Here is a 20,004-nt window from a genome sequence, read left to right as displayed (position 1 = left end):
CAAGATGATCAAAGAGGTCACTCCTGGGGCCACGGTAATGCTGGATTTTGCCCCGGACCCCTGCCACTTGTTCAAGAAACAGGATCCAAAGCTCGCTTAAGTACCTCAAGCAGGTTAGAAATCTCTAACGGCTTTGAAATATAGCCATCCATTCCTGAAGCTAAAAACTTTTCCCTATCACCAGACATAGTATAGGCTGTCATGGCTATAATTGGTATTCTAGTATGTTCTTTGCCTGCTTCTCCGTTGCGAATAGCTGTGGTTGCAGCAACCCCATCCATCACTGGCATCTGTACATCCATAAGAATTGCGTCAAAGCTCCCAACGCGCAAAGCTTCAATTGCTTGTCTTCCATTTTCCACCAAAGTAATTGTACATCCAGCTTTTTCTAGCATCCGTTGCGCGACTAATCTATTCACATTATCATCTTCTGCCAAAAGGATGTTAAAAGTCATTTTTAAATTTTGAGAGCGCGTCAGATCAGGCGAATTATCTATAGGGCAATACTCATTAAAATCAAAATTTGCAGAAAAATTTACCGTTGTGCCTTGCCCCAAGACACTGGATATTGAGATGTTCCCCCCCATTAATGTTACAAGATGCTTACATATCGAAAGCCCAAGTCCTGCACCCTGATGACGCCGAGTATATCCTTCACTGACTTGCGTAAAAGGGGTAAACAGCAAGTCAATCTTGTCATGTGGTATCCCGATGCCTGTGTCCGAAATAGAAAACATTAGACTTATACGTTTAGGATCTGATGACGGCAACAAATGACTACTGACAGCTATCTTTCCTGCGTGAGTAAATTTAAGAGCATTGCCTACTAAATTACAAAGCACTTGCTGCAAGCGAGGAGCGTCGCCAATAAGCCTTTTGGGGATGTCTTGGTCAATATGGAAATCCAATGTGATGCCAGACTCGATTGCTTGGGTTTTAAATAATTCATTAACGACATTAACGGTTTCACTTAGATCAAAAGGGACGGCCTGGATGCCAAGCTTTCCTGCTTCGACCCTTGAAAGGTCTAAAATATCGGACAGCAAGCGAGTCAATCTAATGCATGAATCAACAGCTGCAATCGAGTATTCTTTTTGCTCAACATCAAGAGAAGTGCTTTGCAACAGTTGGAGCATGCCAAGGACACCGTTTAACGGTGTCCTTATTTCATGGCTCATATTGGCCAAAAATTCACTTTTTGTCCTATTCGCCTCTTCGGCATTAAATCTCGCCAGTTCTAAGTCTAATGTTGCTTGACGTCGATCTGTTATGTCATAACAAAAACCGATGTATCCACCAAATTCACCATTAATATTTTTAAATGGGCATCCAAAATCTACAATCCAACGGTATTCACCGTCGTGACGACGCATTCTATATTCCATTTCAAAAAATTGTCTGGCAATAAATGATTTTTTATACGTATCTAAGCAATGCTGAAGATCTTCAGGATGAACACCGTCAGCCCAACCGTCACCCAATTCTTGACTAATATCTCGACCAGTAAATGAAAGCCATGTAGCATTAAACCAATCGCATTTGGCATCAAGCCCCGCACGCCAGATGAGCGCAGGCGCTCTATTTAAAATAGTTAAATAAAATTCAGCAGCTTTTGAAACTTGGGCAGCAGCAATTTTTCTTTCAGTGATATCCACTGAAACACCGTTCCAAAAAACTGTACCATCATGCAGAGTTTTTGGGGTGCAGCGGGTATGAAGCCATTTTTCGTTATCACCTTCAGATTTAACTCGGTGCTCACAGTCAAGAATACTATTACTATTAGTTGCTTCAATCAAGGCTTGGTCAAAATTGACTAAATCTGCCTCGTAAACCATACATGACATCCTACTGGCGGTTATCAATTCCGACGCCAACTCGGATCCAAGCAGGCTTGATGCACCATCACTTATAAAAGTAAACCCCGAAGTTCCAACAGGAGATGAGGCATATTGAAAAACCATCCCCGGAACACTAGAAGCAAGTTCTTTTAACAATTTAGCCTTATTTCTTTCTAATTCAAAAGCTTTTATTTTTGAAATGTCTGTAAATGTCAAAACCACCCCTTTAATCCCGGAGTCGCTTTTAAACGGAAGAACGCGTTGAAGCAGCCACTCTTCGTCATTTGCTTGAATTTCACGCTCAATCATATTGCCAGTTGACAATACGTCTCGAAGATCTTGTAGCATTTCTGCCTGACCGGAAAATTGGTATGCAATGTGGTCGACAGGCCTACCGACGTCATGGGGCAATAATTTAAATGACTTTGTTATTGCTGGATTAAATTTTCTAATGCATAGCTTGTCATCAAGGAAAAGTGTGCCGACCTCAGTACTTCGCAATAAATTGTCATGATCCTCGTTTAGTTCTCTAAGCTCTTTATTCTTTTTTTCAAACTCAGCATTTACTGTGTATAATTCTTCGTTGACGGAATGAAGCTCCTCGTTCGTGCTCTGAAGTTCTTCATTGGCAGCTAGCATTTCTTCGTTTGTAGCTTGAAGCTCTTCATTTGTTGTTTGAAGCTCTTCAATGGTTGCCTGAAGATTTTCTCTAGTGGTCTGAAGATCTCCTTCTAGTTCAGCAATACGTCTCCAAACTTCATCGGTTGGAAGGAAGGCTGTTTCAGTGCCACATTTTTCATTTTCAATCGCTGACACTGTGATAGAACTGGGAGGCAAAAAAGTTACATGGTAATGTCTCTGAGTCAATTTATCATCAGTCAAGCACTCTACAGCTAGGTCAACAAGCTCATGCCCACCCTGCATCGCAATCTTGACATGTTTGAATACGATGCGCGTATTTTCTGATGCAGCTCGGTGTAAAGCTGCACCAAGAGCTAGTTTCAAATCGCCCTCAACCATGTCAATAACGTCTCGTTCAGCCCGCCCAGCAATATTTGTCAAATACCGAGAGACATCACCAAAAAAATGTAGAACCTCGCGGCGCTCGCCAACGATCAATCCCGTTGGCATATATTTTTTGAGTAACAGGTCATAGTCACGGAGTAAGTTTCGATCCATACCAGCTGTTGACGTTACAGGGACATTCCCTCTTTTAAATTTTTCTCCTGGTGAAGAAAGCCGCAAATCTAGATTGAGCTTAACATCTCTCATCTTTTTAAAAATTTTATTTTTGGAGTCGATAACATCAAATTCTGGTGCAAGCGCACCAGGACTTTCGCTTGATCCCATGAATAAAATGCCACCCACCTTAAGAGCAAAATGAAACAAGGAAATTGCTTTTTCTTGTGCAACTGGGAGAAGGTAAATCAGCATATTTCGACAAGATACTAAATCCATTTTCGTGAAAGGCGGATCGCTTATTACGTTGTGAGGAGCAAACACAACCATTGATCGTAATTCAGGACAGACACGATAGCGCAAACCGTTTTCTTCTCGAAAAAAACGAGACTTACGTTCTGGCGACATTCCACTAAACCTATTTAGATCGTACAAACCTTGTGAGGCAAATTCTAAAGATTCACGGTGAACGTCCGTTGCAAAAATGGTGATTTTCTTTTTAAACTGCCGACGACGGGCTTCTTCATAAAGCAGGATTCCCAATGAATAGACTTCTTCACCTGTTGCGCAGCCTGCGATCCATGCTCTAATCTCTTCATTCTCACTAGCTGATTCGAATATGGAAGGAATTATTTCTCGTTCCATTTTGCTGAAAGCTTCTGGATCTCTAAAGAAACTGGTCACTCCAATAAGAAGGTCTTTATATAAATCATTCAGTTCTTCCACGTTAGTGCTTAAAAAGTCTAAGTAATCGGACAGCCTGGACATTTGACGCATAGTCATCCGACGGGAGAGGCGGCGGCCCACTGTGGTTGGCTTGTAATACGCAAAATCTATCCCATAATGCCTTTTCAACAGAGCTAACGCCATAGAACTTTCATCATCAATTGCTTGGCCATCAAGTAAAGTCTGCTGCTCAGACCGCCTAAATGCTTGTGGATCATTTAAATACTGTAAAATTACTTCAGGCATTTCTTTAGGCGACAAAATAAAATTAACCATTCCTGTGTCTATTGCACTTCGTGGCATTCCATCGAATTGAGCAGTATCAGGAGACTGAACCAAAACAAGACCTCCAGCTTCGTGAATAGCTCCTATGCCACGAGAACCATCAGATCCTGTGCCTGATAAAATTACTCCAATTGCTCTCTCTCCAGATTCTTTCGCCATAGAGCGAAAAAAAATATCGATAGGCATTTCTAAAGGGCGTGAAGGCTCCTTGTCGAAGAGAAAGAGTTTACCTTTTCTGACTGTCATTTCTTTTTTAGGCGGAATTAAGTATATACTGTCAGGAAGAAGTTCCATTCCATCTTCGACACGATGTATCGCCATCGACGTCTGCCTCGATAATATTTCATCCATTAGACTTTTAAAATCAGGAGAAAGATGCTGAATAACAACGAATGCAAGACCATTCTTAGGCGGCATTTGATTGAAAAAAAACTCAAGTGCTTCTAGCCCACCTGCAGAAGCTCCAACTCCAACAATATGTAAATTGTCAGTTATTTCATTTTTTTGCTTACGCTCAGGGGGTCCGCCAGGATGATTTATCGTGTTAGTTGCATTGTTATCGTTTAGTGTGGAATCTTTTGAAGGAGTTGGCATAAATTGATCCTGTTGGCGTTAAATCTAAACTAGCATTCTTACTATTGGTGCAACTGATCAAGGCTCAAGTCAAGGACAAACTCTTCGCCGCAGGCATCCACAAAGACGAACAAATCCAAGCCATGGTCATTTGATTAAGTCGGACTATTTATATCTATATTTTCTTATTTGTGTGGTTTGGTGTTCCTAAATCCGGCGTATAAGTAGTAAGCAATTCATATTTTCGCCAGATAAGTTCCCCCATTAAGCGGGCAATAGCCAGTTTTTTGGATTTGGACTAGTTTTTTCTTGGACACCAACTTGGCGGTATGAATCTGCCGCTCGGGAGGTGTCGTATGCAGAGAGAGGAAGGAGCGCCCAAGTGATTTTGGGCGCGTCACAAGACTCAGGCCGTACTCCGGCTGCTTCGAGGCGAGGACATTGACTTGGTGAGCCGGGAGTTGGGGGTGACGGCCGCGACGCTGTCCCAGTGGCGCGAAACCTTTCTGGAGGCCGGGGAATCGGGTTTCAAGCCACAACCGGCAAGGGAATCCGTTGAAGTCGGCCGGCTCCGTGAGAAAATCGGCGAGCAGGCCATGGAAAACGAGTTGCTTCGCGAGAGGATAGCCCGGCTGGAGCAAAACCGCCCTTTGGCCCGGAGGAGGTCGAGGAAATGAGCCAAGCCGCCTCGGCCTCCTAGGGGAAGAACTACGGGCTAGCGCTGGTCTGCCGTGTCTGGGCGCTCCCTCGTTCCACGGTATACTGGCGACGTTGGCGCGCGCTCGAGGCTGTTCCTGCCAAACGACGTGGCCCTCAAGGCGGGCATAGCGATGCGGTCCTGGTTGAGCACATCAAGGACGAGATTCGGGAAAGTCCTTTTCACGGCGAGGGGTCTCGGAAGGTCTGGGCTGGTGTCGTGAGAAAGGAATCAGGACTTCCCCGGCGCGGACGTTGCGCCTCATGCGCGAAAACGCGCTCTTGGCCTACAAGCGACCTGGCCGACCCCATGGCCCCAAGGCCCATGACGGGACGATCAAGACCCAGCGTGTGGACGAGATGTGGGGCACAGACATGGCCTCAAAGCTGACCTTCGAGGAAGGTAACGCCGCCATTTTCTCCGCTATCGATCATTGCTCACTGGAAGTGGTCGGCATCCATGCCGCCAAGCGCGGTACACGGTTTGAGGCCTTGGAGCCGATCCGGCAGGGTGTGCGCCACAGTTTCGGCGCTTTTGGTCAGGATGTGGCCCGAGTGGCTGACATTGCGGCACGACCACGGCAGCCACTTTATCGCCGAGGACTTCCAGCAGGAGATCGCCTTTCTCGGCATCAAGGACTCGGCGTCCTACGTGCGCGAGCCTCAGGGCAACTGCATTGCCGAACGCTTTGTCCGCATCCTCAAGGAAAATCTTCTTTGGGTACGCAGTTTCCGAAACGTTGAGGAACTCCGATTGGCGCTTTTGGTCTTCAAGGAAACCTACAACCGCAAGTGGCGGATCGGTCGGCACGGCTACAGATAGCCGGCTCAGGTCAGGGAAAAGCAGAAAGCCGAGGTCGCCAGGGGGCATAACTTCAGGGTGAAACTGTCCAAGAAACCCTCCCGTTCTCTACCGAGTTCCCTCTAGGAGGTTGTATCTGGCGGAGGTGATGTCACCATAAATATTTTGCAAAAAGCTCTTCGACTGTTGCTCTCTCTGGATATAACGTGGTAAAGTTCTCATAAATAGAGGAGTCAGCCATGAACATCCGCCTAGCTAGCTTAGTACTAGTGCTAATTTCTGCATCAACAACTGCGGCCTCCTTTCTTTTGTCTTATTTTGATATCAACTTATTTGTTGTTGACGCGATAGCAGCGATTGCCACTGTGTTAACAGCTTGCATTTACATTGTGTTTACTCATGCTAAAATTTACAAAATACAAAATCAAATCATTGGTAATAATTTAGCGAAAACAAATCAGGTCAATGACATGCAGCTCGAAGATCTAGACTTGATTCAAGGAACAATATTACGATTTTACGCTGAAAAAGCAGCTTTGCTGAAAAATATCGATGCGTTAAAATCAGAAATAAATACAATTGAATCTTCATGCAATGAATCTATAGGCCAAGCTCAAGAAGCTTCCCGCCTAGCAGAAGAATCTAGGATTAAAAATTTGCTATCTGCTTCATCCAAGCTCGAAACAGTTGTGCAAGACATTTTAAGTTCAGCCGGGCAAATTTCAAACCAAATGGAATCCATTTCATCTGGAGCGGAAACTCAAAAAAATCGAATGTCAGAAACTATGACTGCAATGGATGAAATGAATGTGGCTATTCGCGACATTTCGCACAGCACGTCAGATGCCTCTGTCAGCATTGACCGTACCAAGGAAAATGCTATAGAGAGCGCTCAAATTTCTTCAGGTGCTGTCATCGCTATAGCAAAAGTCAATGAGTCGACCACTACTTTAAAGGAGAACATGGGCGACTTAAGCACCCAAGCGCAGAATATTGACAACATAATGAATGTCATTAGTGACATAGCGGACCAGACAAATCTCTTGGCACTAAATGCCGCTATCGAAGCTGCCCGCGCCGGTGATGCAGGAAGAGGGTTTGCAGTCGTAGCTGACGAGGTGCGAAAACTTGCAGAGAAGACGATGCAAGCAACCAAGGAAGTTGGCGCAACCATATCTTCGATTCAAAATTCTGTTCAAATGAATATTGATCAAATGGTCAATGCTGTTAAATGTGCCGAAGAAGCCACTCAGATGGCTCAAAAGGCAGGAAACTCTGCAGAAGCAATCAAACACTACGCCGAAGAAAACACAATGAAAATCCATTCTATCGCCACTGCCTCAGAAGAACAATCTGCGACCTCTTCCCATATCAACGACGCCATTTCAGAAGTTGGTCAGGTTGCTGTACTAATATCAGACGGGATAAACGAATCTACTCAAGCAGTTTTAGTCCTTTCAGATTTAGCCAAAGAACTTTCTGTTCTTATTGCCGACTTAAAAAGTGGCATGGAAATGAACATCCTAATGCCCTGGACAAGCCAGTTGGCAACAGGGGTCAAATTTGTCGATGAGCAGCATCGTAAACTCGTTGATATGATCAACAATCTTTATAAAGCAATGCAAACAGGCCAAGGGAAAGCAGTCGTCGAGAAACTTCTAGACGATCTTGCCAACTACACGGTCTACCATTTCGATGCAGAGGAAAAAATATTCCACAAACTTCACTATTCAGAGACAGCAGGTCACATCAAAATTCACGAAGAACTCAAGTCAAAAGTCATGTCGTTCATCAATGAATACAAATCTGGATCTAAAAACATTTCAATGGATTTAATGAACTTTTTAAAGAACTGGCTTGAAAATCATATTTGCAAAACGGACAAACGCTATGTAAAAACATTCTTGGGTGCTGGGATTGAACCAACCTCCATGTAAGACTTCTCCATCATATTGAGCGAAATTGTTTTTAAATTTTCAGGAAAAACCTGTGGAGAAAAATCAAACCATTCTTCTTGTCGAAGACGACGTGATTAACAGGGTTGCACTTTGTCGCTTCCTCAGCAAGCAAGGGTATGCGGTTCATCCCGCAAAGGACGGCGACGAAGCCCTGGAGAATTATAATAAAAAAGTATTCGACTTGATAATAATGGATCTTGTTATGCCAGGGATAGATGGCGCTGAAACTGCAAAGAGAATGCGGTTTATCTTCAACAGTACGAGCAGCGATTACCCGCCAATTATTATAATCACTGCCGTTGACCATCGCGCACAAAATTTAGAAAAGATATTTAGGGCGGGCGTTGACAGAGTAGTGCAGAAACCAATTGACCATGCTCAACTCCTGAAATGCATTGATGAACTTTTGTCACAAAGTAAACATCACCAATAAACGACAAGCTCTGTCTGGCTGAGAGTTGTGAGAAGGGGCTTCCGTCCTGTGATTATCCGTTTGTGATTATACGCTCAATAAGGCGAGTCATGTCAGGACGAGTATTAAGCGGCAGAGGCTCAGGCAGGGATAGTCATTCCCTGAGTATAAATGTGCGACGGCGGGATGGGCTTGCGTTGGGCATCGGCGGTTGTCGTTAGCCATTGCTCGGAAAAGTGGAGCAGATAGCGACATTGCTCCAGGCCGTTGGCCTTGGCGGTCTCAAAAAGGGAGTGAATGGGGGCAGTCACTGCCTCAGCTCAACCAGAGTTTGTGCGGATGACCGAACGATCCCTATACTGAAATGAACTACATTGAGTATAAATACGTAAGATTATTCAAGCGACACAGAAATTTATGAAATTCTACCCTTTGAACCTTGCTAATTACAACAAGGACTAAGGACATGGCTACGGACAATCTAAAAACAAAGAGTGCCGCCCCAGAACGTCTAAGCCTCAATGAAGTTCAAGACGAAAGAGAAAAGCTTTCTGGGCACATTTGCTCTAGCTATTTTGACTTCTTTCCTCTTCCGCTCATCGTTCTAAACAGTTACCGACAAATAGTTTTCAGCAATAAATCTTTTCTAGACATCCTTGGAATCAACGACCTTGATAACTTTCTCGGGCTTCGCCCCGGTGAAGCAATGGGATGCACCTACGCCCACGTTGAAGAAGCAGGATGTGGCACCTCTACATTTTGCCGTGAATGTGGCGCTCTCCGCGCAGTATTAGAATGTATGATTAACGATTCAAAAGCTCAGCACGACTGCCAGCTTCTAGTAAGACACAATGATGAAAGCTCAGCGAAAGACCTAAGAGTTTTTGTTTCTCCGTGGAGTGTAGAAAACGAAAAATACTACGTCGTTTCAATCGTGGACATAGAGGACGAAAAGCGCAGGAAAATATTAGAACGAATTTTTTTTCACGACATTCTTAATGCGGCAGGAGGGGCAAAAGCCTTACTTGACACTTTGTTTGACGAAGTTCCTGAAGAAAGTAAGGAACTGATGAGTCTTGTTCAAGCGTCACTGTTTGGTCTAGTAGAAGAAATTAAGAAACAAAAACAGTTGCTTGCCTTGGAAAACAAAGAATATAAGCTTTCCATGATCACACTTCAGGGCATCGAGTTGGTCAATCTCGTGGCAAAAGAATATCGGACACATCCAAAGGCTTACGGTAAACAAATAGCCATTTCGCAAAATAGTAAAAACGTCCAAATCTTATCTGACTATACACTACTCATGCGTGTTATCATAAACATGGTCATTAATGCTTTAGAAGCTACTTCCGAAAATGGAAGTATCACTATCGGACTAGACGATGACGGAGATTGTGCAAAATTTTGGGTTGCTAACAGTAGGATTATGCCTGAATCAGTAAAAATGCAGATTTTTAAACGGTCATTCTCGACAAAGGGAGTGGATCGTGGGCTTGGAACCTATTCCATAAAACTGCTGACAGAAAACTATCTTAAAGGAGAAGTTGGCTTCACCTCGGAAGAACCTGACGGGACCAAGTTTTGGGTTAAGATTAACAAAGCGGTTTAGTCATTGCTATTTTGCGTCACACCTATGTATATTGTATTTATTTGTAAAATAAATCTAGTATCACATAGTTAAGTTGAACTTTTTGGAATCGCAGTGGAATTGGATTGTTTATCAGTGCGTTCAGGCATGCCGCCCATGGCCCTGGTAATTGTTAACTTGTCGGAGAAGTTGATAAGTTTATTTGAAATGGTTTTGCCTACGTGCTCATTCCCTCACTAGCCCCAGTTCTCCCATTAAGCGGGCAACAGCCAGTTCTTTGGCCTTGGCTTCGACGTCCACGGTCATCTCACGTTCCAGCCAGCACGTTGGAAAATCCTTGGGATCGACGAAATCGGCATGCGGCTTGGGATTCCCTTTGCTCCAACCATTTTTGGGCGAGGAAATATGACAGTACTGTTCGCGTTTTAAAGCTGCCCAGGTGCCAGCAGCCAGATCCGTGGCCTCAAGCTCAGTGAGGCCATCCGGATTGCACCTATGGTGATGGACGTCATAAACCAATGGAATGGAGAGCGCGTGGCACACAGGGAGCAAATCGCGCACAGTGTAGCTGATGTCGTCGTTTTCCAACGTGAGTCGGCTGCTTACTTTCTCGGGTAGATCCTTGAACACTCCGCTCAAACGTTCCAGCGCTTGCGTCTTGTTGCCGTAAACACCACCGGCATGGATGTTGATCACATCTGCTCTAACTGCCTCTGCCCAGTCGGCCTGGCAGCATAGTTCACGAATGGAATTTTCCGTCACTTCCTCTCTTGGCGAGGACAGCATGATAAACTGGTCCGGATGGAAGCTGAGTCGGATACCATTATTCTTCGAAAAGTTCTTTGTCGCTGCCAGCAGGTCATTGATTTCCTCAACCTCAGGCAATTCTTCAAGCCGGTAGCCCGTAACAGGGTGTGTCATCCGGGGAAAGAACTGGGACGAGATTCTGAAAGCGCCAATGCCCAGACGATGAACCGTCTTGACAGATTCCAGCAGACTTTTTGCGTTGTGAAGGCAAATCCCGGATACTTTTTCCAAGCGCTTTTTGACCGTCAAGTTCAACAAGGCTTTAGCTGTGGTCGTTCTAAACGATATTTTTTCTTCAACAAATAAGCAGCAAAGCCCAAATCGCATAGCTTCTCCTTTTCTCCTGAAATTGTTTCAGCATCTGGCCAGATCTAATTTTAAAATTTTGACTTACAATTGAAAAATAGAGTTGACATATTATTTATCGATGTTAGACCGTTCACATCTGACACGTATACAAACAAGGAGTTCACTATGGTCGATAAAGAGATGTGGTCGGAAGCTGTCAATCTCGCCAAGGACCAGCTTCGCCACGGCAAAATCCATTTTAGCGACCTCGAAACCGTTGCCAAGAGCATCTACGAAAAACTTGATTCGCTCCGCAGTGGCCCCGTTATCGATATAACCGCCGAGCCGATGAAACAGATTGAGGCTCCTCGCCATGAGAAGACTCGCAAGTGCGTTAAGTGCGCTCTCTGCGGTGCCGAATTCAAAACTTTGACGAAAAAGCACCTTGCCACTCACGGACTTACCCGCGAAGAGTATATGAAGAAGTTTGATGTGTCCAAAAAGGACATGTCGGTCAAGGTTGCTCGCAAGACCACCTCTGGCGAAGACAACCCCCTCAAGCAGATGCAGATGATTATGAAGGATTTCGGCATTGCCCGGGGCGAAGTGAAGAAGTTCGTCATGGACAAAGGCTTTGACGGTCTCAAGGGATTGGCTGCTGCCGCCAAAGAGAAGGGAGTCGGCATCATCGAGATGCTCGGCGGTGCCCCTGCTGCTCCCGCTAAGGAAGAGAAGAAGAAATAGTTTTCAAAGACCAATGAAGTAAGCCCCCCATTGGCCACTTGGCCAATGGGGGGCTTTTACTTTCAATTATAACAGCTTGGTCGCTGCGGGATTTTTTACATGCTCCATTGAGGAAATAAGGCTCTCACTTCTCCGCTTCCCACCAGCTTTGCAAACAGCCTGTAGTTCCGCGTCTCGTGCCGCACCCTCCCAGCCACAATGGCGGGGTGAATGCCGAGCTTCTCGGCCATGCCGTCAACGAACTCCTGGGTCGTGTTGACCGAAGGCGGGATCGCTTTCCACCCTTCGGACGGGATGAGCGACTCCATGGCCAGTGCGTCGGCATCGCGTTCCCGTGCGTCCTGGCTCCGAGCTTCCAGGTCGTCAACCACAAAGCTCCCCGGCTCAATATGCCCTAGGGTGAGGTGAGCCACCTCATGAAGCAGTGTGAACCAGAAATTGTCGATTCGGTCGTGGCGCAGGGACATGCCAATCACGGCCGTGCCGTCCGGCTCAAGCAGCGCGGCCCCATCCATGTACGTCTTGGGAAAGTGGCGCTCAACGACAAAATGGATGCCGGCCATTGCCAAATATTCCCGGGCTAGGACCGGGCCACGTGGGTCACGGCTCAGGACAACTAGGCCGCGAAGAAAATCGGAGCACAGGGCCGCCCGATCAAACTTGACCGGTAACGTCTCCTTGGCCGCGATGGATTTCAAACCACACACCCATGCCAGCATGGCGCTTTCGTCGCCTCTGGCTCCCAGGCGCATGGAACTGCGGGCGGCGTAGGCAAGCGGAGCGTCGCCAATGCCGCATTCATTGAGCCATTGACGCACCGCCGCTTCAACCTCGGCCTTGCTCGCAGGGTTAATCCAGCCCCGGGCCTTCATCTCTTTAATCGGGAATGCGGAGACGTCCAACGGCTGGGCTTGCAAAGGCATTTCCTGGGCCAGGGTGTCAAGGGGGATGCCCAGACCTGCATGAAGGGCATGGATCATGTCCAGAGACAGCCGACGTTTGCCGGCCAACACCTCGGACACGACCCCCTTGCTCCCCATGAACGGCTCAAGGTCGCGCCGGGTCAAGCCCTGCTGGTCCATGGCAAATTTGATGGCCTCAAGCGGAGTCGGCTTGGGAATGGGGTAGTGCTCTTCTTCGTAAACCTCGACAAGCTTGGCCCAATACTCAAGACGCTCGTCGTCTTCGGTTCCAGGCTCGGCCCCCATGAGGCTGTCAATCACAGCCAGAGCATCGTTGTAATCGGCTTCAGTCTTAATCAGGCGTTCCATGTTCCTCACCTCTGGTTTGAGGTGTTCCCCAGCTAAACACTGGAAACATTGTCAATGCCGTCGTACTCTTTATGGGTTCCAATAAACCGCACAAAGGCCAACTGGCTTCTAAAGTCTATTTTTACAATGAGACGGAATTTGTTCCCCGCGATATTAAACACAAATCTGTCGCCGCCAACATAATCAACTGTTCGGGAAAGTTGCCTTAATTCAGCGAGATTTTTCCATTCTCGGGAGCTAATTGCGTCATGCCAAGCGGCCAGAGGGCCAGCCGCCTGAGGATGTGTAGTCCAGAAGGTTGCTAAGGTCCGCTTCGAAACAACTCGCATTTTCTTTCCAGCCCCATCCATGACTTGATATTACCACTAGGCCAAGCCGAGTCAAGATGATTGTTCTCTTTTTGAGAACTATTTTCTGTCTCCGGTTTCAAGTCAAGCGTCGAGAAACTAACCAACTGGAAATACAGCTGAATTCTGGAGCTTATCCGGGGCATAAATCCACCCGGTCTCCCAGATGGATTGCGAACCAGCGTCATGCCCTCTCTAGTTCTTGGCAGAACATCCCGATATTATTGATAATTATGCTTTCGGCTTTGGCGGTCTCAAGGGGATTGACTGCCGCCGCCCAAGAGAAGGGCGTCGGCACCATCGAGATGCTCGGTGGCAGTGCCCCTGTTGCTCGCGCTAAGGAAGGAAGAGAGAAATAGCTTTCAAAGGCCATTGAAGAAAGCCCCTCATTGGCCATTTTTTCAATGAGGAGTTTAATTTTTATTAAGAGACAGATTCCATCTGGCAAAAACGTTTGTCTCTGTACATTGAACTGTCAGCGATGTTCATTAATGCATCCAGGGAATTAGCATTGTCCGGGTAAACAGAGACACCTACGCTGGCGCTTATATTGATGCTATGGCCATCAACCAAAAGTGTTCTCGAAAGTGATGATGAAATTTTAGCTGCAGCTGTAGCTGCATCATTTTTGTCATTTATATTTTTTACAATAGCTAAAAACTCATCTCCTCCAAGTCTTGCAACGACATCACTTTTCCGGAGAGCTTCTTTCATAATATTAGCAGCATTTATTAAAACTTTATCTCCAATCTCATGTCCGTATGTATCGTTGACCATTTTAAAGTCGTTCATATCAATAAAAGCAATGGCAAATTTTGAGCCATTGCGCTGACAGTCTTTAACAAGCATGTCGAAAATTTCTACAAGAAGCCGTCTGTTTGGCAGCCCAGTCAAGTCGTCTTTGCCGACAAGTTCTGATAATATTTTTTGATTTTCTTGAAGCTGCTCTACCAACTTGGTTTTTTCATGTTTTACAAAAAGCATTTCATAGATACTTTTCTTTGTGTGAACGCTAGTAAAAAGTATAAAAATATAGAACACACAGACACTTGTTATTGCAGGCACTGGAATAGGAGTAATTTTTAAACTGAGATAAACTATAATAAGCAAGCAAGGGCTTGTCGCTATCCACAGCATACATGTTTTTTGGCCAAGGTAGGCATTGACTGAGCCAGATATAATGCCACTTACAATAAGTATTACAGTGAATAATTCCATAGGAGAATTAAAATTTACAAATACAATTGGAACGCTCCACAGAATTCCAGTGGATGCCGCGCTTATTAAAATAAATTTTTGCCTGGTCCCAATGCTGGCGGCTCTGCATTTCTTTAGGCGATGGCATTGTGACAAAACCAGCTTAAATATACTGACAAGAAGGACAATAGATACCCAGCTTGCGACCAATGTGCTGTTGGCGTCATTGACGACATTATAATAAATCAATAATGCCAAAAGGCCTGTCGAAAAGGCCCCAAGGCTTGCCTGTGTTCTGTGGACTCAACTATTGCTGCTTGAATACTTTCAATTGTTGTTTGTGTATTTGGAGAATTGTTTTCAGGCACGGCGAAGTCCTTTGTCTATAGTGTGTATAATGATTAACACCACAAACAAACTGCTCTCGTGCATGATCAAAGAAGTGAAGGACATGCATTTTGAGTAATCAGCAAAGGCAGGTCTTTGACGTCCAGGGGTTTAGAGCAAAGATATCCCTGTCCTAGCTCGCAGCCGAGACTGCGAAGAATCTGGAGTTGCTCAGAAGTTTCTATCCCCTCTGCGACAGTTTGTAGGTGAAGACTGTTTGACAACGTGATTATTGCTCGGACAATTTCACAATCCTCCGAGCTTTCGGTCAATCTGTTTACGAAGCTCATGTCGATCTTAAGCTTGTCGAGTTTCAATTTTTGCAAAACGCTCATTGATGAATAGCCTGTTCCAAAATCGTCAACCGCAATTCCAATCCCTTTTGATTTAATTGCATCGATGATCTTCGCCGATTTGTCTGGATATTCCATGATAGAAGACTCCGTAATCTCAAGAATTAACAAGCCAGGAGGGAGTCCGCTTTTGCCAATGGCGTATTCAATGATATCAATTAAATTATCTTTTGCGAGTTGCTTGGTAGAAATATTTACCGATAAAGTTATTTCATTGTCTTTTGGGGAAGTCTTTAATAATTTGGCGAAATCGTTGCAAGCCTTTGTCAATGCAAAATTACCCAATTCGTATATAAATCCAGATTCTTCTGCTGCAGGTATAAATTCTCCAGGACTTACAATTCCACGTTGTGGATGGCTCCAGCGGAGTAGCGCTTCAAATCCATACAATTCTCCTGTGCTCAAAAAAAATATTGGTTGGTAAACAATGAAAAATTCATGAGCTTCAAGGCCACGTCGCATATCGTTTTGCAGACTAAGGTTGCGCATTGCCAGTTCATGCATTCCATTTTCAAAAACTATTATTTTTTCGCTCGGTGAATTCTTTGCATTATGTAGTGCGATGTTTGCGTTGCGGAGCAGATCTTCTGGGCTTTGCTTTTCGTTTTCACCGTATGCAATGCCATAGCTTGCTGAAATTTGTAAGATATGCGTGTTGACAACAAAATAAGTTTTTAGAACACATTGAATCCTATGTATTGCTTCAATTGTGTCGGGCTTATTTATTTCCGTTAAAAGAATTATAAATTCATCTCCGCCATATCTACACACTGTATCGGTTTTTCGAGCACAACCATGAATCCTGTTGGCGACTTCGCATAAAACTTGATCACCAGCCTCATGACCAAAGCTGTCGTTAATAGATTTGAAGTTGTTAAGATCAATAAATACTACAGCAAACTCATGGTTTGGGTTGCGACTAAGACGCTCACTCGCTTGCGAAATACGGTCCATACAAAGGACACGATTTGCTAGTCCTGTCAAAGGATCGTGTAGCGCACGGAATAAAAGCTGCTGCTCTAGTTTCTTTTGTTCTGTTATATCGATCCCTGTTCCAACAAAGTACAATTTACCCTCAATCTCTAAACTCACTGCTGTAAAATAAAATGGTATTCTTGCTCCTGTCTTTGTCTGGAGGTCTGCCTCCTCGGTGGCGCTTCCATCTTTTACTACGCGATTAATGGCGCTGGTAATCTTTTTCTGGGTTAGCTCATCTCCCTTGTACCAATCAAGCAGATGCATTTGAGCTAGTTCTTGGCCTGAGTATCCGGTAATTGTTTCATGTTGCTTATTCCAACGGATCAGCAAGCCCTCATCGTTGTATAAATATAGTAACCCTGGGACGCTTTCTAATACAGCATTTGTAAATTTTCGTTCCTCTATTAAGATGTGCTCTGCTCGCTTATGTTCGCTTATATCTTGCAAATTCACTATGACTTGCACGTCTCCATTAATAGTGGCCACGCTGGTGCAAACTTGTCCCCAGAAAACTTGTCCGTCTTTAGTTTTGCACTGCCACTCAAATGAAAGCATGTCCCCGTTGAGCGTTTGGTGGATTTTATTTACAGCTTCTTCTTGGGTATAAGGATAGATCCCAGAGCTAATTTTGCCAACGTCAAGCGCAAGTATTTCTTCACGAGCATATCTGAATACTTTGCAAGTTCTACTGTTTACATCAACAATCTTGCCGGTTTTTGCGTCATGAATAAAAATACAGTCACTTGCTGAATCAAATATAGTTCGAAAGCGTTTTTCGCTTTCGAAAAGAATTTTCTGCTGTTCTATATTTTCACGTTCGTATTTTTTTAAAAATGCATAAAGAATTATTGATACAATGCCAATGTAGAGCCATCCTTTGAAAGTACTTAATAGTGTTATTGTTGAGATGGAATTTGAAAACAATATTCCGACAGCCCTGTCCGAAAATAGAATCCATAGAGCACTGACTACTGCATAGATAGCAACAATCCTCGACGGCTTGAGGCTGAGCATGTCAGACTCCGATAGCCTAGATGGAGGTATTGAAAAACATCCATATCCCCAAGGCTCGTTTTCTGTTGATTTAGCCGTTTAGCTTTATACCAGCTTGAGTTGCTCGGGTTGTCGCGCTTTCTCTTTCTTAGGATTTCCAAAATTCTTTTGTAGCCATTCCATGGCTCCATTTGTTTCGAGCCATGCATCACGCATTGCAAAACGATAAAACCAAGCGGCGTCCGCACCCCTTATTGAGATCAGGCCAGGAGATAACTTTGGCTGTTTTATGTTCTTCGCTGCAAGGTAATGGATGCATTTTGGGCAAACTTCGATGGAGGCTTTGACCGCTTCGCTGGCGTTTTCAATATTTCCCAATCTAAACAACGCCAAAGCTCTTCCAAGTAAAATATTTAAATCAAAATCTTCAGGATAATTTCTTGAAAAAATAAAAGCTTCTTCATTATTGTTTCTAATTAATAATCCATTGATTTTGAACATTCTCATTCCGTGATTGTCATTTGGATTAAGCCTGAGATAAATATCTACAACTTTCTCAAGTCGTTTATCCTTGTCGAGCATAGAGGATACTGTGACCAGCCTCGCGAGTGAACGTAGGGCTGGACGGTTTCCCATGAATCCCCATGGCAGTGTTTCTTTGTCTTCAAGTTTGATATTGTTTACAATTGCGAACGAACGATCTAGGATTGGCAAAATCATTTTCTTTAAAAAAGACTCGTCATTGAAATAGTCGTTTGAAAACAGTGCTGTTGCAATGTCATCCAGTATTGCCAAGCTGTCAAAGGCCGCTGGGTTTTTTCCGAGAAACAGCAGCCATTCTTTTGCTATACTTGGCTCCCAAGGGTCCTCTGACGAGAACGATTTATTGTTTGTTCCAAAAGGCTTGTCGAGTGAAAAAACATTCTCCCATTTCTTTTCTAAGTTTAATATGATCTCAGGAGTTTTGATGGAATATTCGTAGTTGTTTTCAGCATGGTTGTCACCGTCAGATGATTCCACGTCAGGGTTTGATGACGCTTTCAATTCTCCGATAAGCCTCTTAGCTGTTTTTTCAAGTTCGTCTTTGCTAAGGCCCATCATTTGCAATTTGCTTGAAAATTTTTGGATTAAATGCTCTTCGTCGTCATCGTGTATATTTGATGCAATATCTTTGTCTAATTGATATTCCGGCACTGGCCTTCCAGTCACGTCTGCTATCCAGTCATGCAAGACATGAGAAGGATCGTTGCCTGACTCTATAGAAAGAGTTGCAAGGGCTTCTTTTGGGTTCGTTGCGGCATGTTTGATCAAATCGACAAGTTCAGCATAGTCAACCTGTGCTTCCTTGGGCAGATTTTTGAATTTCTTGAGCCAAAAGTTGGCCCTTTCCTGGACCTGACTCCATTTTCCTTCAACGGCAAGGAGTTGTAGCTCTAAGTGGCTCAAATCAACTGAGTCCGGGCTATCCTTCATCGCATTTTTAAATGCTTCCCAAGCCCCTGCAGTGTCTCCTTTGTCGATTCGAATGGCTGCCAGTCGTTGCCAGGCCGAAGATCTAAGTGGAGAGCGTGGTGCTGTTTCTACTATCTTTTTGAGCAAGTTATGTTTTGATCTGTATTTATCTAAATCGTCATACGCGTTGCAAAGCAAATGGAGGGCGTAGTCAAATTCTTCTCCGTGTCCTTTGATTTCGTCTTTAAAAAATGGTTGCAATAAGGAAATGGTCTTTTGTGGGAGACCGTCTTTAACATATCTGTCAGCGACTACGAGAATGGCATTTATGGGTATCGGTGAATTTAGAAGAGCTTCTTTCAGTTCTTTTGAAGGAATAACCGAAACCAGGATCGGCCAAATGATTTGAGGGTCAATCTGGGGTAGTTTGTTTATGCTGTCACCGCAACATTGTTTGTATTTTTTCCCTGACCCGCAAAAGCATTTTTCATTTCTTCCTGGTGTGGGCAAGGGCTGCGGTCGAAATTTGTTCCAGGGGAGAGGGGTGGCGTTCCAAATAATTCGTCCAAGGACTGTTGCAACTTCATTCAGCGATTGTCGCTCGTCATCAGTAAAATCAAAATCCTCTGGGAGGTAATGCTTAATGTTTTCGCTTAGCCATTTTAAATAAGCGTCTTTATCTTTTGTGCGAACAATCGCTTTGACAGCATCAAAAATAATTTTTTCGCTAAAAATGCTTTCCAGTGAATTCATATCATTTGCCACGTCGCAACCACCGTTGATTATTCTTGCAATGAGATCGTATCTGGTCGCCAATGCCACGGGTTGAAAAAGATAAGAACCTACTGAGCTTTTTCATGGCCAAGCTCTGATAGTGCATGCAATGTTTGCACTTTCTTGCCTTTGCGTGTCATTTTGATTTTATATTCTGCCCTTGAAGCTTCTGATCTATTTTCAAAAATTGCACTCAAAACAAGCCGGACAGGCCTGCGATTTCTTGTGTATCTTGCTCCACCTGGCTGCAGCCCATTATGCTCATTAATTCTACGATCCATATCACAAGTTATTCCGCAATATAGAGTGTCGTCCGAACATTCGACTATATAAACAAACCACGACACGGATTGCCT

General features: G+C 44.5%; 13 protein-coding genes and 1 pseudogene. 6 read left to right on the top strand and 8 right to left on the bottom strand.

Annotation, left to right across the window (positions count from 1 at the left end; translation table 11 throughout):
- Positions 1 to 71: 71 nt before the first annotated feature.
- The gene (locus DMR_RS17245; protein ID WP_015862293.1) at positions 72 to 4,622 is read right to left on the bottom strand and encodes a chemotaxis protein CheB; all 4,551 of its coding nucleotides are present in this window, start codon (positions 4,620 to 4,622) and stop codon (positions 72 to 74) included.
- Positions 4,623 to 5,011: 389 nt separating this feature from the next.
- Here DMR_RS17245 and DMR_RS25805 point away from each other — a divergent pair.
- From DMR_RS25805 to DMR_RS17220, 5 genes and pseudogenes are all read left to right on the top strand, one after another.
- Positions 5,012 to 5,278 (top strand): annotated as a pseudogene (locus DMR_RS25805) (helix-turn-helix domain-containing protein); the annotation flags it as partial.
- 530 nt (positions 5,279 to 5,808) lie between these two features.
- Positions 5,809 to 6,120, top strand: coding sequence for an integrase core domain-containing protein (locus DMR_RS23795; RefSeq protein ID WP_158304257.1), 312 nt, complete (start codon positions 5,809 to 5,811; stop codon positions 6,118 to 6,120).
- 218 nt (positions 6,121 to 6,338) lie between these two features.
- On the top strand, positions 6,339 to 8,036 hold the full coding sequence (locus DMR_RS17230) for a bacteriohemerythrin (RefSeq protein ID WP_015862289.1): 1,698 nt from the start codon (positions 6,339 to 6,341) through the stop codon (positions 8,034 to 8,036).
- Between the two features lie 52 nt (positions 8,037 to 8,088).
- Positions 8,089 to 8,490, top strand: a complete 402-nt coding sequence (locus tag DMR_RS17225) for a response regulator (RefSeq protein WP_015862288.1) — start codon at positions 8,089 to 8,091, stop codon at positions 8,488 to 8,490.
- A gap of 445 nt (positions 8,491 to 8,935) precedes the next feature.
- Positions 8,936 to 10,078, top strand: coding sequence for a sensor histidine kinase (locus DMR_RS17220; RefSeq protein WP_043600989.1), 1,143 nt, complete (start codon positions 8,936 to 8,938; stop codon positions 10,076 to 10,078).
- Between the two features lie 204 nt (positions 10,079 to 10,282).
- On the opposite strand, the gene uvsE is transcribed toward DMR_RS17220, so the two are convergent.
- The gene (gene uvsE / locus DMR_RS17215; RefSeq protein WP_015862285.1) at positions 10,283 to 11,191 is read right to left on the bottom strand and encodes a UV DNA damage repair endonuclease UvsE; all 909 of its coding nucleotides are present in this window, start codon (positions 11,189 to 11,191) and stop codon (positions 10,283 to 10,285) included.
- A gap of 147 nt (positions 11,192 to 11,338) precedes the next feature.
- Between uvsE and DMR_RS17210 the strand changes: the two genes are divergently transcribed.
- Complete coding sequence (locus DMR_RS17210) at positions 11,339 to 11,896, top strand: MucR family transcriptional regulator (protein WP_015862284.1); 558 nt, start codon at positions 11,339 to 11,341, stop codon at positions 11,894 to 11,896.
- Positions 11,897 to 11,991: 95 nt separating this feature from the next.
- Here DMR_RS17210 and DMR_RS17205 read toward each other — a convergent pair whose 3' ends face one another.
- The 6 genes from DMR_RS17205 to DMR_RS23770 form a co-directional block, all read right to left on the bottom strand.
- Positions 11,992 to 13,167 (bottom strand): ImmA/IrrE family metallo-endopeptidase, encoded by a 1,176-nt coding sequence (locus DMR_RS17205; RefSeq protein ID WP_015862283.1) that lies wholly within the window; start codon positions 13,165 to 13,167, stop codon positions 11,992 to 11,994.
- Between the two features lie 32 nt (positions 13,168 to 13,199).
- On the bottom strand, positions 13,200 to 13,496 hold the full coding sequence (locus tag DMR_RS23790) for a type II toxin-antitoxin system HigB family toxin (protein WP_015862282.1): 297 nt from the start codon (positions 13,494 to 13,496) through the stop codon (positions 13,200 to 13,202).
- A gap of 441 nt (positions 13,497 to 13,937) precedes the next feature.
- Complete coding sequence (locus tag DMR_RS23785) at positions 13,938 to 14,969, bottom strand: GGDEF domain-containing protein (RefSeq protein ID WP_015862280.1); 1,032 nt, start codon at positions 14,967 to 14,969, stop codon at positions 13,938 to 13,940.
- 176 nt (positions 14,970 to 15,145) lie between these two features.
- Positions 15,146 to 17,443: a sensor domain-containing protein gene (locus DMR_RS23780; protein ID WP_015862279.1), complete on the bottom strand. Its 2,298-nt coding sequence runs from the start codon at positions 17,441 to 17,443 to the stop codon at positions 15,146 to 15,148.
- Positions 17,444 to 17,527: 84 nt separating this feature from the next.
- Positions 17,528 to 19,639, bottom strand: coding sequence for an SEC-C domain-containing protein (locus tag DMR_RS23775; protein WP_015862278.1), 2,112 nt, complete (start codon positions 19,637 to 19,639; stop codon positions 17,528 to 17,530).
- 77 nt (positions 19,640 to 19,716) lie between these two features.
- Positions 19,717 to 19,995: a GIY-YIG nuclease family protein gene (locus tag DMR_RS23770; RefSeq protein WP_015862277.1), complete on the bottom strand. Its 279-nt coding sequence runs from the start codon at positions 19,993 to 19,995 to the stop codon at positions 19,717 to 19,719.
- Between the last annotated feature and the right edge of the window lie 9 nt (positions 19,996 to 20,004).

The organism is Solidesulfovibrio magneticus RS-1, from assembly GCF_000010665.1.
GTDB classification, from domain to species: domain Bacteria; phylum Desulfobacterota; class Desulfovibrionia; order Desulfovibrionales; family Desulfovibrionaceae; genus Solidesulfovibrio; species Solidesulfovibrio magneticus.
Note: the sequence above shows the minus strand (reverse complement) of the source record. Positions and strands in the feature narration are given on the sequence as shown.

Bases quoted from the DNA above. Each gene is read 5' to 3' on its own strand.
- DMR_RS23780 (WP_015862279.1), bottom strand. From the start codon at position 17,443: ATGCTCAGCCTCAAGCCGTCGAGGATTGTTGCTATCTATGCAGTAGTC.
- uvsE (WP_015862285.1), bottom strand. From the start codon at position 11,191: ATGCGATTTGGGCTTTGCTGCTTATTTGTTGAAGAAAAAATATCGTTT.
- DMR_RS17230 (WP_015862289.1), top strand. From the start codon at position 6,339: ATGAACATCCGCCTAGCTAGCTTAGTACTAGTGCTAATTTCTGCATCA.
- DMR_RS23790 (WP_015862282.1), bottom strand. From the start codon at position 13,496: ATGCGAGTTGTTTCGAAGCGGACCTTAGCAACCTTCTGGACTACACAT.
- DMR_RS17210 (WP_015862284.1), top strand. From the start codon at position 11,339: ATGGTCGATAAAGAGATGTGGTCGGAAGCTGTCAATCTCGCCAAGGAC.
- DMR_RS17245 (WP_015862293.1), bottom strand. From the start codon at position 4,622: ATGCCAACTCCTTCAAAAGATTCCACACTAAACGATAACAATGCAACT.
- DMR_RS17205 (WP_015862283.1), bottom strand. From the start codon at position 13,167: ATGGAACGCCTGATTAAGACTGAAGCCGATTACAACGATGCTCTGGCT.
- DMR_RS17220 (WP_043600989.1), top strand. From the start codon at position 8,936: ATGGCTACGGACAATCTAAAAACAAAGAGTGCCGCCCCAGAACGTCTA.